The following is a 14,152-nucleotide window of genomic DNA, read 5'->3' as shown; positions in this document are numbered from 1 at the left end:
GGAGCTTAGGGGGACCCTCACCCCTGACCTCAAAGCTTATCTTTTCGAGGTCCCTAGTTTGTGAGAAACCACGATTGTCACTTATGAATGAATATAGCTTACTTCATCACTTCGTAACATAACCGTATTGATCCGCTTGTCTCGTAGTGTTGTGTTCGCAGGAGCTTTAAATCTTTCCTGCTTGTTATGTTCTTTAGATAGCTATTGCCGCTTCCGACAATAACAGGGTGTACGATCATACTAAATTCATCAATTAAGGCTGTATTCAGCAAGCTTTGTACCAGACTGGCACTCGCAGGAATAATTATATCGCCATTAAGCTCTTTTTTTAGCCCTTCCAATTTTGCCTCCACATCGCCGGATAAAAGCGTGATCGTATCTTTGTAATCACCCCACTTTATATCGCAGTCCTGATTGCGAGTTACCACATATTTACTAGTCTTATTCATGGCATCAGCCCAATCTCCCTCTTGGAAAGGCCAGTAGGTGGAAAATCCTTCATATGTAATTCTGCCCATCAAGAGTGCTTCTGCCTGCTGAAACATAACTAGATTATCCGACATCGCATCGATGATACCGGGCATTGCCCAGCTAACCATATTATCTTCATCACCCTGCGGTCCTGTAAAAATACCATCCAATGAGCAACTTACTGACGCTATTATCTTTCCCATTTTATCGCACCCTCACTTTTAATGGAATTCTCAATCTCATATACAACACATATACGTGACTTGTCAGTTAAGACCTATTCAACGGTCCGATTCGTTCGCCAAGCTTGTCGAGTGACTGGTTCGTCCCCATGATTGCATTCTCCAACATCTCGCCCGGCGTCCAGCCATATTCCGTTATCTTGAGTTCCGTCTGCTTGCCTTTTGAGGAGAAATCAATTACAAATTCAACAATGGCGGGAAAATCCGAAGGGAGTCCTACCTCTGCTGGATCGATGTAATTGCCATTTGAGTCACTTAAGTACTGGTTGAACTCAAGCCGTTCCAGTGGCTTGATTACCTTGTAGACACCTGCAGAGTACGACTCCTGACCGCCATGTGATTCAGGTGCTTGCATGCAAAAGAGAAACTTTCCCCCTTCTCGAAAATCGATTTCACAACGTGGAGACGTGTACTCAGCAGGCCCCCACCATTGCATTACTAGTGATGGATTCGTCCAAGCCTTCCACACCAATTCCACCGAAAAATCGAAAACACGTGTGATTACGACAGCTTGCTTATTAAGATTTCGGTTCATCGTCAACCTCCTTATCATGGTTATTGATCATGTTCTCCATCTCATTTTTCAGAACAGCATCCAAAGCATCCAAGCGTCTGTTCCACTTTTGCTTAACGCGATTGGACCATTCATCAAGCTCAAACATGACCATGGGATTCAACCGATAGATACGTTGCTGCGCTTTTTTCTCCACGCTAACTAGATTAGCTCCCAGAAGAATTTTCAGATGCTGAGAGATCGCTTGAGGACTGACCGAGAACTGCTCGTGAATAAAAGATGCGGGACATTCTTCATTCTCGGCAAGTAATTCAATGATTTTCCTTCGGGTAGGGTCAGCAAGCGCTGAAAAAATATCAACCGGCATTACTTCTAACCTCATTTCTCGACCCAGTATGGGTCTATGACTCGTGATTATTTGAATCTAACTTTATGTTAAATCATTTCGTTTATAAAGTAAATGATTTAGTAAATAATTGATCGATGCGTATTTTTTATTGCCACTTCGTATGTTGGTTGTCATTTTGAGGGTTCACCACACACAAAAACGCTACCCTAGATCCGGATCGCCGCTTAAGACATACATCCCTCTTGACATAGACAACTTAGTTGTCTATTATAAAGTCAACCAAGTTGTCTATTTCAAAACGAATTGGTTATTTAAATGGAGGAGGAGAAAATATGAGCATTACGAAGTCGAGCGCGTCGATTCCTGGTATCGTGCATCACACAACACAGGTCAATGGGACTACAATTCACTATGTGTCCGCAGGTACAGTTGGTTCCCCAATTCTATTGGTCCATGGGTTCCCCGAGACCTGGTGGGCATTCCACAAACTCATTCCTTTACTTGCCCTGAATCATCAGGTATTTGCCGTCGACTTGCGTGGTTTTGGTGATTCAAGCAACGTCGAGGGTACCTATGACAGCACGACATCTGCCGAAGACCTGCACCTTCTCATCGAGCAACTCAGCGTAGGGCCGGTGCACCTCACGGGGCAAGACATCAGTGGAGCCACGGTCTTCAGACTCGCGTCCACGCATCCCGATGATATTCGCAGTTTCACTGCGATCGAGATGGGCCTTCCCGGATTTGGGCTCGAAAGCCTTGGTGATATCACTCGCGGGGGCTCCTGGCATATTGGTGTCCTAGCAGCGTCTGGAATCCCTGAGTTGCTGCTCCACGGTCGTGAACGGCAGTTCCTGCGAGATTGGGCATTTCCGACTATGACCGCCGTTCAGGGCGCAATCACTGACACTGATATTAACGAGCTCGTCCGCACTTACTCCCGCCCCAACGGTTGGCGTGGAGCGATCGGTCTATACCAGTCAATGCTCACTGAAGGAGACAGTATCCGTGCACTCGCCGAAACAAACCCTTTGAACATGCCAGTTATGGCTATCGGTGCTAGCGGCGGTCCGTTTACCACAAGGACCGTGAGCCAAATTGCAGTCGGCAGTATCAAATCTGTACAACTCGAAGGCGTCGGCCACTACGTCGCTCTTGAGGCACCTGAAGTTCTATCGACCGTAATCCTCGACTTCTTGAAGAGCATCGACACTGTTTGAGGTGAGATGATTTGGCAATCTACGGGCTGCGCAATCTCCCTCTGATCGTACTCTTAGGGACGGTTGGAGTTAATGAAAGCAATTAATTAAGGAACTGTCAGGTTTGTAAGCCAGCGTACAATCAATTCAGCCTCTGTATTGATTGTACGCAATGACTTATTCCGCTCCCGGATATGCACATCATCATAAAGGATCAGATGAATGCCTTAGTATGCAAACAGATAATCGGCAATATTTTCTATGGCGAACCTCCACTCCTTTTCTTTCTACCGGTTTCATGTATATATAGTTAGTATTCATTCTTGTTTATTAGATTCTTTGTTCATTAGCATCTACGAGGTTCAGAACTTCGTCGCCCTCCTCTTCCTCTCTTTTCAGTTGCCCCAACAACAACACATTCGTATGGCGATAATCATTAACAATAATTTCCTGTCCCTACGCAAAGATACCTTAGTTCCGCTCATCATTGTTTGCATTCTCCTACTGGGTCAACTACGTTACTCAATTATAAATGCTGGAAAATGCTTACGCTTTGGATTAAAATATATAGAAAATGACTAACGAAGGAAGGAATAATATGTCTCGATCTGGTGCCGATCTCGCGCTCCTTCTCTTAGGCGGCTACCGCACGCTCGTAGACGCTGCCATGATCGCCTTGGCAGATCGCGGGTACGATGATTTCCGTCCAATACACGACTTCGCGATGCGCGCAATCTCCGCAGGCTCCGATAGTGCCTCAGATTTGGGGCGTCGCATGTCTGTCTCGAAGCAAGCTGCATCCAAGACGATCGCAGTTCTCCTCGACCGCGATTATGTATCGCGCGAAGCAGACCCTCATGATGCTCGGCGCAAACGGCTGCAAGTCACCCCGCTAGGCTTTGAAGTCTTGCGACAAGGTGAAGCAATCTTCGATGATTTGCGCAAGAAATGGGAACAGCAGATTGGCCTATCGGAACTCGCAACCTTGGAGGCACAGTTGAAGACGCTTATCGGGGACAGGGCTATTCGCATCGATGCCCCCGGCTGGACCGCGGATGAATACGAGTGAACTCAAGATGCGATAACGTTGTCATCACATTTGAACTAAAAAAGACTCAGAAAGTGTTTATAGGAAGAAGTTTAATTTTAATACATCGGTTATATGAAGAGCATACTGGAACTCATTGATCAAGACCTTAGCTCCTTCAGCTGTCTGAATCGGCGGAAGATAGTCATTAACACGAAAAAAACGCAACCCTTGTGAGGTTGCGTTTTGTTTATTTTATGGAGCCTAGGAGGATCGAACCCCTGACCTCATCGCTGCCAGCGATGCGCTCTCCCAGCTGGGGTATTACACACCCCATATAAATATTTACTAGCGTCTAGCAGGATACAACTTGTAGACGGATTGTCAACAAGTGCGACACTCCATCCATGAAATCTTCATATGCAGTATTTCAGCCGAGACATAGTAAAGGACGATTATTATTAATAAGATATAGCTCACATTCAAGATCCTCTTCAGTCGCTTCGAAGAAATCATACATACCTAAACTCTCGTAGCGTGCTAAGTCTCTAACTTGACTCATATTAAATTAACTTATATAGTTTGATTACAGAACAACATAATGGAGATGAAAAATTGGGTGAGATTCGAAACGCGGAACGTACGCGTAAAAAAATACTTGATGCTGCAAGAGAAGAGTTTTTCTCAAAAGGGTTTTCAGCTACTCGAATAGAATCAATCGCTACAAGAGCAAATGTCAAAAAGCAGTTGTTGTATCATTACTTTAAAGGAAAAGATGATATCTTTGAAGCAGTAATGGATAACTTATATACACAACAGCAGCCAATTACTTTACAAACTCCAACAGACCCTGTTCTCCTAGCCGCACACCGTTTAAGAGTAAATATCGAGTATCGAATGGATTTTCAAAAGTTTACGGCATGGGAAGCGCTTGAAGACCAACCCAAAAATCCTCAAAGAGAAACGATTAGAAAGCAAGTTCTGCAATCCTACGTCGAAGATTTAAAGGCAAAACAAAAAGTTGCACTTGTTCCCGAAGACTTAGACCCTGCCTTGCTGACTTTAGCAATTACCAGTTTAACCACATATCCGCTGGTCTTCGCTGATGCAACAAAAATGATAACCGGGATGTCTCCTACCGACAAACAATTTCAAGAACAATGGATGGCTTTTCTTACACAGATCAGTAAAAAAATATTTCATAAATCAGCCGACTGAATATGAAAGCCATCTAGACTAAAGACCGAGTATTCCCGACACTCGGTCTTTTTTCGATCTTTAATGTACTATAATAAAATACTACTTGACAAGTGGTAAATTAAATTTTATTCTAAATCTAATGACTTTACTTTATTCATGTAAAGTTATAATAATCGATGAGGTGATTCAGAATGGCATTCCAACCTAGCAAAACATTTATTAATCTGCCCGTTAAAGATTTGAAAAAAACGATGGATTTCTTCAGACAAATTGGATTCGAGTTCAACATGCAGTTCACAGACGAAAATGCCACTAGCATGGTTATCAACGACAATACCTATGCTATGATGCTCGTGGAGCCATTTTTTCAATCGTTCACCAAGAAGGAACTTGTCGATGCAACAAAATACACAGAAATGCTCGTCGCCCTAGCGGTTGACAGCCGCGCACAGGTGGATGAAATCGTGAATAAGGCCTTTGCTGCCGGTGGAACTCCGTCGAATGACCCTCAGGATTTTGGTCATATGTACAGTTGGAGCTTCCAGGATATTAATGGTCACATATGGGAAGTCTTCCATATGGAAGATCCAGGAAACCATCAAGCGTAATTCATTTATTATTAAAATGTGCAAATCAAGGGGTGTCCCATAAGTCATATGCATGACTTATGGGACACCCCTTGATTTAAAATTTCTCACTGTTCACTGACTGAACCCGTGGTTCGCGCCTTAACTCTCCACGAGCGATCCGACTCGCTCTGGCTCGTGATCAATCCGGCTCCGATTAGAGCAGGATTACGAAATATGCTTAACGGAATCAATGGTTGCGAAACCATACGTTGAACCTGAATGAAGGCAATAAGCAAGCCGACTGCAACAAGGAAAAGCGTAATTGTTGGAACGAGAATATTCCGTAAGGTTCTGTCAATGAGAAGGTATAGACCATACAACTTAAACCCAAAGTCACGAGAACAGCTCCGGGAACATCCACAGGGATTCGCACCGGTTTGCTTTCCGGTAGGAGCTTTGATAACAAGATGATCACCGTCAACCCAATAGGGACATTAATGAAAAATACCCAACACCAGTTAAGCACCGAGGTTAACAAGCCTCCCAGAATGAGGCCCATCAGAAAACCAACCGCAGAAACCGCACCTAACAATTCCTTCCTAAATATGTACCTACCACCACATTGGGAGAACCCCAATGGAACGCGAGTTTCATAAAGAACAACATGATAGAAGAAGTGGCTAAGCTTAAGCAGGAAACAGATAACCAATATTTGATTTATGGCAGCGGTCACTAGACTCGCTCCTTGATGGAGCACAATAAATATTCCTTGACTGGAATATTCTCTTTAAAGTGTATTGTTATTATAAGTTAAAAAAAAGGAGTTTTGAAAATGAGAAAAGTAAAAGTATCGATGTATGTAACTTTGGATGGCATCATGGATAATCCGGCTTGGACAGCGCCTTATTTTAACGAAGAGGTGGGGAATTTTCAAACCGATTTGTTATTTTCTAGCGACACTTTATTGTTGGGACGAGTGACTTACGAAGGGATGGCAGCAGCTTGGCCAACGATGACGGATGATGTTGGTTTTGCAGACCGAATGAACGGTTATCCAAAGTATGTTGCAAGTACAACATTAGAAGAAGGTCCATGGAATGCAACGATGATCAAAGGTGATATTGTGGAAGAAGTAGCTAAGTTAAAGCAAATGCCCGGTCAGGATATCTTGATCTATGGCAGTGCTGATCTTATCCACACCTTAATGGAGCACGATCTCATCGATGAATATCATTTCATGATCCAACCAGTTGTACATGGGAGCGGAAAGCGTCTTTTCAAAGACGGGAGCTATACAAAAGCTTTAAAGCTTGTTGAAGTTAAAACAACATCTACAGGTGTATCCATCCTTTCCTACCAACCGGAGAAAAGTAACTAATCCATTGCTATAAGAGCGGATGATGAACCATAAATGCTAACGTCATGGGTGCCTTGGCTAAGCCTAACCGCAAGCAGATTGTTGAGCTTTTGCGAAAACGTCCACTCACCGTAGGTGGATTTACAGGCTACTGCCGAATCTTTTCCGGGAGTTGGACAATTGGCTGGAGAGCTACCGCTTCATCTGGGAGGAGCCGTTCGACCGTCTGGATGACTATTTTGCAAAAGCTCCAGCTCGCGTAGCTTTATATTTAACCGAATGAACTAATGCAGATCGTCAGCTCAATAAAACAGCGGCAGTCTAGGACTTTTTTTCTCAGTCCAAGGCTGCCGCTGTTTCTATTTTATGGGTCAGTCTATTACTTTATTTTCTTGTTACAGCAAGAGCAAAAACCCTCTCAAAAAAAATATGGGGGGCATACTGTCACATCTCATCTATTCTTTCAGGACCATCAATATTAGACTCTCCATATGTGTTGAATACGGAAACACAAATAACGAAATAAATGACATCTCTGCCGTTTGTGTTTAAGGTGTTGGTGGAGACTAGCGGGATCGAACCGCTGACCTCTTGCATGCCATGCAAGCGCTCTCCCAGCTGAGCTAAGCCCCCACGATATAACATTTACAATTTCCTATGGTAGTGTAACCAACCATACGTGGACTCCCAGCTGAGCTAAGGCCCCGTATGACTAACAACATTCACTAATTTATCAAATAATGAATGTCGTGTCAATGGTTATTTCCTATTCCCTAGATGTACTCTTGGAGAGGAGATTCTTCAATTCCTTCATAAACATATTAATGTCCTTGAACTGGCGATATACCGAAGCAAACCTTACGTACGCTACTTCGTCAACCCGATATAATTCTTCCATCACTATCTCACCAATCTGCTGACTGTCTACTTCTGTTATAGCCGTATCCCTTAGAGCTTTTTCAACCTCTGAGACGATCATATCGAATTGTTCCACAGACACAGGACGTTTCTCGCATGCTCTAATCAATCCACGCATGACCTTATCACGACTGAATTCTTCACGATTACCATTCTTCTTAATCACAATCAAAGGTGCTTCCTCTACCATTTCAAACGTTGTGAATCTCCGGCTACATTGTTCACATTCACGCCTGCGGCGTATCGATTTATTCTCATTAGCTGGGCGTGAATCCAGTACCTTAGTTCCCGCATAGCTACAATATGGGCATTTCATTATGTTAGCACTTCCCTTTTCACATGAGATTTCTTGAGTAAAATTATCTCCATAAAAATTTCCATATAAATTTAGTTATGAAGATTGCTATTATGACACATAATACTTTTACCAACAGACAGGAGGTGAACGACAATGGCAAACAACAACAGTTCAAATAACTTAGTTGTAACTAAAGCAACAGGTGCCCTAGAACAAATGAAATATGAAATCGCTCAGGAACTTGGAATCAGCATTCCTCAAGATGGATACCAAGGTAACATGACTTCTTACGAGAACGGTTCAATCGGGGGATATATCACTAAACGATTGGTTACTCTTGCAGAACAGCAATTAGCTGGTCAGTTCAGCTAAATTGATTGAATAATGGAGTGTTGGACCGGCGAGAGCTGGACCAGCACTCTTTTTATTCATGACCTTAGAATTCATCGTAAATATCTGTGTACTGATTGTAATAATACACAACGCGCTGAACATAATGTCTAGTTTCGCCGAAAGGAATACTTTTTACCGTGTCATATTGCCCGTCCCAGACCTCTTTGTCGATCCAACTCTTCACTTTGCCAGGTCCAGCATTATAAGCAGCTATCGCAGCGATGTTATTCCCATCGAACTGTTCTAATAACCAAGATACATACCACGTTCCAATACCAATATTCTCATTTGTCTCATGCTTGATATGATACATCGTCACTTCAGGTATTTTCGCCTTCTCCATTGCCCATTTAGCGGTATCCGGCATTAATTGCATAATCCCCAGCGCACCTTTTTTCGATTCCTTACCCGGCTTGAAATTAGTCTCTACTCGGATAATTGAGGCAATAAGAAAAGGATCGACATCGTATTCCTCTGCTTGTGATTGAATCTCTTCTTTGTAATGAATAGGATAAAACCATGACATCCAATTACTATTGAAAAATAACACCACTACGAATGTTAAAAACAGAAGTAAGAGCACTCTTTTCTTACGAAAAAATGTCATAACGACCTCAACTGCAGCCAATATTTATCCAACTGTTGTTCGGTTACAGCCAATGTCTGACTGTTATCAATAACTTGATCTGCTAAAGATCTCTTTACCTCGATATCCATCTGTGACTGAAGCCTCGCCTCTGCTTGTCCATTCGATAATAAATCTCTACTCATCAGACGTTCCTTCTGTATATGACGTGGTGCATAGACTACCCATACTTGTTCGAATATGGATTCAAGTCCTGACTCATACAATAGTGGAATATCTGCCACCACAAGACGTTCAGGATAAGTTGTCTCAAGCTCCAACATTTGTTTTCTAATCTCTTTGCGAATTTCTGGGTGACTGATACTATTTAAAGTTTCAAGGGCTTTTTTATCGCCAAAAACAATACTGCCAAGCTTCTTACGGTCTAACGTACCGTCCTCATGCAATATACCTTGTCCAAAAGACGTAGTAACGGCAGCAAGAACAGGGTTGCCTGGGAGCATAACATCCCGAGCAATAGCATCCGCATCAACAAGCAAAGCTCCCTTCTTGACTAGAAGGGAGGATACTGTACTCTTACCTGTTGCGATACCCCCGGTTAATCCTATATTCATGATTTCACCTCATAACAGCTTCATTATTCCCATTATTATTAACATTAACGCGGGTAGTGCCGTCATATGTCGCGTCCATGATTTTGTAGCAAAACGAAATCCTGCATTCATACCCATAACCAGAAAACTTCCGCTAAATAAAGCGATTACTAATGAAGTTGATAATGGTGAGAACCCCAACAGAGCGGCCCCTAGACCAGCACCAAATGCATCTAAAGATAATGCAATACCTAACCACATAGCCTCATACCCAGAGATGCTTCCCGATTTATCCACATCCGCCGACGAAGGGGTACGCAATATTTGAATAACAAGACCAAACTTACGAATCTCTAAAGAGAATACTTGTCGTTCCATCAGAGGATGGGGTGACTTTTCTATTTTTTTTGCTTTAACAGGTTCCAGTACTTGATCCTTTTCTTTCTGAACAAGCATTTGAATCAATGACCACATTCCCATAACGATCAGAATAATAGCACCAACTACTGAAGCAATAACAGGAGATACAAAATGCGCAAGCAGCACCCCCACCTGCATTGAAATCCCAATGACAACACCCGAAAGTGCTGAAATAATCGCAATGGATAGCAAAGGGATTTTCACTTGCCTTAACCCATATGTAATCCCTACTCCAAAACTATCCAAACTCACAGCAAAAGCCAGCAACGTCAGTGCAAGAATGTGACTGAGCACCCTGTTCCCTCCTATCTGACAGCGGAAATGATCAAGAGTCTAATCAGAAACGATCCGCTTACAGTCGATACGTTCTCCTTATTATATGGAGGGAAAATCAAGGGGTGCACATTCTTTATTCGTTTACGTTATTCATGGGTTGGCATCTTGGACAGTAATGAGTTCCTCTTCCGCCCACAACTGTTTTCTCAACCATCGTACCGCAGTTTAAACAAGGCTTGTTCTGACGGCCATACACAAGAAGCTGTTGTTGGAACATTCCCATTTCACCTTGTCCATTTACATAAGACTTGATAGATGACCCACCTGCTTCAATGGATTCTAACAAAATACTCACAATGGACTTGTGTAACCGTTCAAGTTGTTCATCTTGCAATGAATCTACTGGGGTCTCGGGGTGAATTCCTGCTTTAAATAATGATTCATCCACATAAATATTCCCGATTCCCACGACATATGCCTGATTTAGTAAGACAGGCTTAATCTTTGTTTTCTTACCCATTAGAGTCTTCTTGAATTGTTCGAGCGTAAAAGCCTCATCTAATGGTTCTAAACCTAGCTTGGACAACGGTAGTGACACCATTTCCTCACCTGTAGCAAAAAGATGCATCGTACCAAATTGACGCACATCCTTATAACGTAATTCCGTACCATCCGTGAAATGAAACACGACATGCGTGTGTTTCTCCATCGGTTCTTCACTCGAATAAAGCCCATATCTGCCTTCCATACGCAAATGAGATACGATGACAAGCCCATCTAATAGAATACGTAGAAATTTACCTCTACGTTCTACACCTAGAATGGTATGCCCTTTAAGCAAAAATGCAAATTCCTCTATATCATCAGGGCGCTGTATAATTCGCGCCAAATGGACACTTACATGATCAATGGTTTTATCTTTTACCAATACGTTTAAGGTTCTTCTTATGGTTTCTACTTCCGGTAGTTCCGGCATGATGTACTCACCTCTATCCCATTATAACGGAATTCCATGACCTTGGGGTACTATTTCGCTTCGTACCAATTGCTACCATAACTAACTTCGGCTTTCAATGGGACAATAAGTGGTAGCGCTTTTCCCATAATTTCCGGTACTAGTACCTTCATAATCTCAAGTTCATCTTCTGGGACCTCAAATACCAATTCATCATGAACCTGAAGCAACATTCTACTCTTCAACTTCTTATCTGAAAGTGCTTGATCCATATGGATCATCGCCAACTTAATGATATCTGCAGCCGTACCTTGAATCGGAGTATTCATAGCAGTCCGTTCAGCGAATGATCGAAGATTGAAGTTACTAGCGTTAATCTCAGGAAGGTATCGTCTTCTCTCCAAAAGAGTCGTGACATATCCGTTCTCTTTCGCTTCTTTGACGATATCCACCATATATTGTTGTACACCTTTGAACACGTCGAAGTATTGCTCTATAAATTTCGCAGCTTCTTTCCGTGTAATGTTGAGGTTCTGAGATAGTCCATAATCGCTGATTCCATACACAATACCGAAGTTTACAGCTTTAGCTGCACGACGCATATTCGAATCAACATCATCAGCACTTACACCGAATACATCCATGGCTGTCTTCGTATGAATATCCATATCGTGTGTGAACGCATCTATCAATCCCTGATCTTTGGAGATGTGCGCCAGAACACGTAACTCGACTTGAGAATAATCGGCTGCTAAGATCGTCCAACCCGGCTCTGAAGGAACGAATACTTTACGGATCTTGCGTCCCTCTTCAAGTCGAATAGGGATATTCTGAAGATTCGGGAATTGACTACTCAAGCGACCTGTCGCAGCAATCGTCTGACGATAATACGTATGAACCTTGCCCGTCTTCGGTGATATTTCCTTCAGTAGACCTTCAACATACGTCGATTGAATTTTCGCAATTGTACGATATTGCAGAATAAGCTGGACAATATCATGATATGGAGCCAATTTCTCAAGAACTTCAGCATCTGTAGAAAATCCTGTTTTTGTCTTTTTAACTACAGGTAGTCCTAGCTTCACAAATAGAATTTCCCCTAACTGTTTAGGAGAATTCAGATTGAATTTCGTATCTGCAATACGGTAAATTTCTTCTTCAAGACGATGAATTTGTTCTTCGAATTCCTTACCAAGCTCTTGTAAGTCGCTCGTGTGCACTTCAATCCCCTGCTTCTCCATATCCGCCAATATCCGGGAAAGAGGCATCTCAAGGTCATGGAACAGCGATTTCATTTTCTTCTCTTCTAATTCCGCTTCTTGTATCGGAATAATGCTAAGAACGGTAGCTGCTTTCCTTGCCAAGTGGTTACTGAGTATATCTACTTCAGGCACCTTGTATTTCGCACCTTTGCCAAAGACATCTTCTTCTATCACGATTGAATCTAAACCATATTTAGAAGCTAAGGCACTTACCGTTTGACTAGATTCTGTTGGATCGAGCAGGTATGCTGCAAGCTGCACATCAAAAGAAACTCCAGCAAAAGGAACCCCATGCCAATGCAATGCGAGATCCATCCGGTGTAAGTCGTATCCACGCTTCGGAATAGTAGGATCTTGTAACCAACTCCGAATGGGTGCTGCTTGTTCTGTGTTCAGCAGTTCAAAAGGGATATAGTCATGCCGTTCTTCCGATGAGAACACTACCCCAATAATCTCTGCTCGATGTGGGTTCTCGCCATAAGTCTCTACATGTAAGACTTTGACATCCGTCAAATGTCCAATAAACTCGTCCATATTGTCCTTATCAATCACCGTCACATCGACATTTAGCTCAGGTTTAGCTTCTTGGCCAGCCACTAATCCCCCTTCACCTGAGAAAGATAACCGTTCAAGAAGTGATTTGAACTCGAGTTTAGCTAGCGCGGGTCCTGCTGTTTCCTGAACTAGACCATGGAATATCATTTCATCCAATGATTTATCTAATTGAACTTCACGATAGATCGTCGCTAATTTCTTACTCATGATCGCATCGTCTGCATGCGTCTCAATCTTTTCTTTCATCTTGCCTTTTAACTCATGCGTATTCGCTAATACCTCTTCTACAGAGCCATATTGATGCAAAAGTTTAAGAGCTGTCTTCTCACCTACTCCTGGAATGCCAGGAATATTATCAGAAGTATCGCCCATTAGTCCTTTTAGATCAATAATCTGGTGAGGTTCTAAGCCGTATCTTTCTTGAATCTGCTCAGGTGCATACACTTCGATCTCGGTTACACCTTTACGTGTCAATCCAATCTGAACATGCTCGGAAGCCAATTGGAACATATCCTTATCTCCTGATACGACCAACACTTGACGCCCTGCTTGATCTGCTTCTTTAGCAATCGTTCCAATAATATCATCAGCTTCATATCCACTTAGCTCATATTGGGCAATTCCCAATCCTTGTAATAACTCCTTTAGCAAAGGAAATTGTTCAGATAGCTCACGAGGTGTCTTTTCTCGCCCGCCCTTATATTCCTGATAACCTTCATGTCTGAATGTGATCTTACCCGCATCAAAAGCAACCATCATATGCGTTGGTTTATGATCCTCAATCAATCTCAGAAGCATTGTCGTAAATCCATAAACTGCATTTGTGTGAAGACCTTTTGTATTAGTAAGTGGTGGCATTGCAAAAAACGCTCGGTAAATAATACTATTGCCATCAATTAGAATTAACTTATCCATAAAACACCTTCCTTTTTACAGCATTCTCTTTTCATGATAACATATGACCCCTT

The 14,152-nt window shown here is 42.5% G+C and carries 15 protein-coding genes, 1 tRNA gene and 1 pseudogene; 7 read left to right on the top strand and 10 right to left on the bottom strand.

Annotated elements, in window-relative coordinates; genetic code table 11:
* Nucleotides 1–98 precede the first annotated feature (98 nt).
* The 3 genes from AC1D7X_RS11675 to AC1D7X_RS11665 form a co-directional block, all read right to left on the bottom strand.
* Entirely contained in the window at nucleotides 99–674 is a 576-nt protein-coding gene (locus AC1D7X_RS11675; RefSeq protein ID WP_495475270.1) for a dihydrofolate reductase family protein, read from the bottom strand.
* 67 nt (nucleotides 675–741) lie between these two features.
* Nucleotides 742–1,266 carry an SRPBCC family protein gene (locus AC1D7X_RS11670; protein WP_495475269.1) on the bottom strand — a complete coding sequence of 175 codons (525 nt, stop codon included), beginning with the start codon at nucleotides 1,264–1,266 and terminating at the stop codon, nucleotides 742–744.
* Nucleotides 1,232–1,594 (bottom strand): ArsR/SmtB family transcription factor, encoded by a 363-nt coding sequence (locus AC1D7X_RS11665; protein WP_495475268.1) that lies wholly within the window; start codon nucleotides 1,592–1,594, stop codon nucleotides 1,232–1,234. The genes AC1D7X_RS11670 and AC1D7X_RS11665 overlap by 35 nt, the downstream gene beginning before the upstream one ends.
* A gap of 314 nt (nucleotides 1,595–1,908) precedes the next feature.
* Between AC1D7X_RS11665 and AC1D7X_RS11660 the strand changes: the two genes are divergently transcribed.
* From AC1D7X_RS11660 to AC1D7X_RS11635, 6 genes and pseudogenes are all read left to right on the top strand, one after another.
* Nucleotides 1,909–2,796: an alpha/beta fold hydrolase gene (locus AC1D7X_RS11660; protein WP_495475267.1), complete on the top strand. Its 888-nt coding sequence runs from the start codon at nucleotides 1,909–1,911 to the stop codon at nucleotides 2,794–2,796.
* 577 nt (nucleotides 2,797–3,373) lie between these two features.
* On the top strand, nucleotides 3,374–3,844 hold the full coding sequence (locus AC1D7X_RS11655) for a MarR family winged helix-turn-helix transcriptional regulator (protein WP_495475266.1): 471 nt from the start codon (nucleotides 3,374–3,376) through the stop codon (nucleotides 3,842–3,844).
* 573 nt (nucleotides 3,845–4,417) lie between these two features.
* Entirely contained in the window at nucleotides 4,418–5,020 is a 603-nt protein-coding gene (locus tag AC1D7X_RS11650; protein ID WP_495475265.1) for a TetR/AcrR family transcriptional regulator, read from the top strand.
* A 173-nt stretch (nucleotides 5,021–5,193) separates the two neighbouring features.
* Nucleotides 5,194–5,610 (top strand): VOC family protein, encoded by a 417-nt coding sequence (locus tag AC1D7X_RS11645; RefSeq protein ID WP_495475264.1) that lies wholly within the window; start codon nucleotides 5,194–5,196, stop codon nucleotides 5,608–5,610.
* A gap of 793 nt (nucleotides 5,611–6,403) precedes the next feature.
* Entirely contained in the window at nucleotides 6,404–6,949 is a 546-nt protein-coding gene (locus AC1D7X_RS11640; protein WP_495475263.1) for a dihydrofolate reductase family protein, read from the top strand.
* A 44-nt stretch (nucleotides 6,950–6,993) separates the two neighbouring features.
* A pseudogene (locus AC1D7X_RS11635) lies at nucleotides 6,994–7,211 on the top strand (hypothetical protein).
* Nucleotides 7,212–7,485: 274 nt separating this feature from the next.
* On the opposite strand, the gene AC1D7X_RS11630 reads toward AC1D7X_RS11635, so the two are convergent.
* Nucleotides 7,486–7,561 (bottom strand) — tRNA-Ala (locus tag AC1D7X_RS11630).
* 133 nt (nucleotides 7,562–7,694) lie between these two features.
* Entirely contained in the window at nucleotides 7,695–8,162 is a 468-nt protein-coding gene (gene nrdR / locus AC1D7X_RS11625; protein ID WP_495455413.1) for a transcriptional regulator NrdR, read from the bottom strand.
* A 135-nt stretch (nucleotides 8,163–8,297) separates the two neighbouring features.
* Between nrdR and AC1D7X_RS11620 the strand changes: the two genes are divergently transcribed.
* Complete coding sequence (locus AC1D7X_RS11620) at nucleotides 8,298–8,516, top strand: alpha/beta-type small acid-soluble spore protein (protein ID WP_495475262.1); 219 nt, start codon at nucleotides 8,298–8,300, stop codon at nucleotides 8,514–8,516.
* A 64-nt stretch (nucleotides 8,517–8,580) separates the two neighbouring features.
* Here the strand turns inward: AC1D7X_RS11620 and AC1D7X_RS11615 are convergent, their stop codons facing one another.
* The 5 genes from AC1D7X_RS11615 to polA all read right to left on the bottom strand — a co-directional run bounded on the left by AC1D7X_RS11615 (nucleotide 8,581) and on the right by polA (nucleotide 14,099).
* Nucleotides 8,581–9,144 (bottom strand): lytic transglycosylase domain-containing protein, encoded by a 564-nt coding sequence (locus tag AC1D7X_RS11615; protein ID WP_495455411.1) that lies wholly within the window; start codon nucleotides 9,142–9,144, stop codon nucleotides 8,581–8,583.
* Entirely contained in the window at nucleotides 9,141–9,737 is a 597-nt protein-coding gene (gene coaE, locus AC1D7X_RS11610) for a dephospho-CoA kinase (RefSeq protein ID WP_495475261.1), read from the bottom strand. Before coaE ends, AC1D7X_RS11615 begins: the two co-directional genes overlap by 4 nt.
* A gap of 9 nt (nucleotides 9,738–9,746) precedes the next feature.
* On the bottom strand, nucleotides 9,747–10,430 hold the full coding sequence (ytaF, locus tag AC1D7X_RS11605) for a sporulation membrane protein YtaF (protein WP_495475260.1): 684 nt from the start codon (nucleotides 10,428–10,430) through the stop codon (nucleotides 9,747–9,749).
* 115 nt (nucleotides 10,431–10,545) lie between these two features.
* Nucleotides 10,546–11,388: a DNA-formamidopyrimidine glycosylase gene (gene mutM, locus AC1D7X_RS11600; RefSeq protein WP_495455408.1), complete on the bottom strand. Its 843-nt coding sequence runs from the start codon at nucleotides 11,386–11,388 to the stop codon at nucleotides 10,546–10,548.
* Between the two features lie 50 nt (nucleotides 11,389–11,438).
* A complete protein-coding gene (gene polA / locus AC1D7X_RS11595; protein ID WP_495455407.1) occupies nucleotides 11,439–14,099 on the bottom strand; it encodes a DNA polymerase I in 2,661 nt (886 codons plus the stop codon).
* Between the last annotated feature and the right edge of the window lie 53 nt (nucleotides 14,100–14,152).

This window comes from Paenibacillus sp. Y568 (genome assembly GCF_059445545.1).
Note: the sequence above shows the minus strand (reverse complement) of the source record. Positions and strands in the feature narration are given on the sequence as shown.

Coding starts and splice junctions, on each gene's coding strand:
- AC1D7X_RS11675 (WP_495475270.1), bottom strand. CDS start 674: ATGGGAAAGATAATAGCGTCAGTAAGTTGCTCATTGGATGGTATTTTT.
- AC1D7X_RS11670 (WP_495475269.1), bottom strand. CDS start 1,266: ATGATAAGGAGGTTGACGATGAACCGAAATCTTAATAAGCAAGCTGTC.
- AC1D7X_RS11665 (WP_495475268.1), bottom strand. CDS start 1,594: ATGCCGGTTGATATTTTTTCAGCGCTTGCTGACCCTACCCGAAGGAAA.
- AC1D7X_RS11660 (WP_495475267.1), top strand. CDS start 1,909: ATGAGCATTACGAAGTCGAGCGCGTCGATTCCTGGTATCGTGCATCAC.
- AC1D7X_RS11655 (WP_495475266.1), top strand. CDS start 3,374: ATGTCTCGATCTGGTGCCGATCTCGCGCTCCTTCTCTTAGGCGGCTAC.
- AC1D7X_RS11645 (WP_495475264.1), top strand. CDS start 5,194: ATGGCATTCCAACCTAGCAAAACATTTATTAATCTGCCCGTTAAAGAT.
- AC1D7X_RS11640 (WP_495475263.1), top strand. CDS start 6,404: ATGAGAAAAGTAAAAGTATCGATGTATGTAACTTTGGATGGCATCATG.
- nrdR (WP_495455413.1), bottom strand. CDS start 8,162: ATGAAATGCCCATATTGTAGCTATGCGGGAACTAAGGTACTGGATTCA.
- AC1D7X_RS11620 (WP_495475262.1), top strand. CDS start 8,298: ATGGCAAACAACAACAGTTCAAATAACTTAGTTGTAACTAAAGCAACA.
- AC1D7X_RS11615 (WP_495455411.1), bottom strand. CDS start 9,144: ATGACATTTTTTCGTAAGAAAAGAGTGCTCTTACTTCTGTTTTTAACA.
- coaE (WP_495475261.1), bottom strand. CDS start 9,737: ATGAATATAGGATTAACCGGGGGTATCGCAACAGGTAAGAGTACAGTA.
- mutM (WP_495455408.1), bottom strand. CDS start 11,388: ATGCCGGAACTACCGGAAGTAGAAACCATAAGAAGAACCTTAAACGTA.
- polA (WP_495455407.1), bottom strand. CDS start 14,099: ATGGATAAGTTAATTCTAATTGATGGCAATAGTATTATTTACCGAGCG.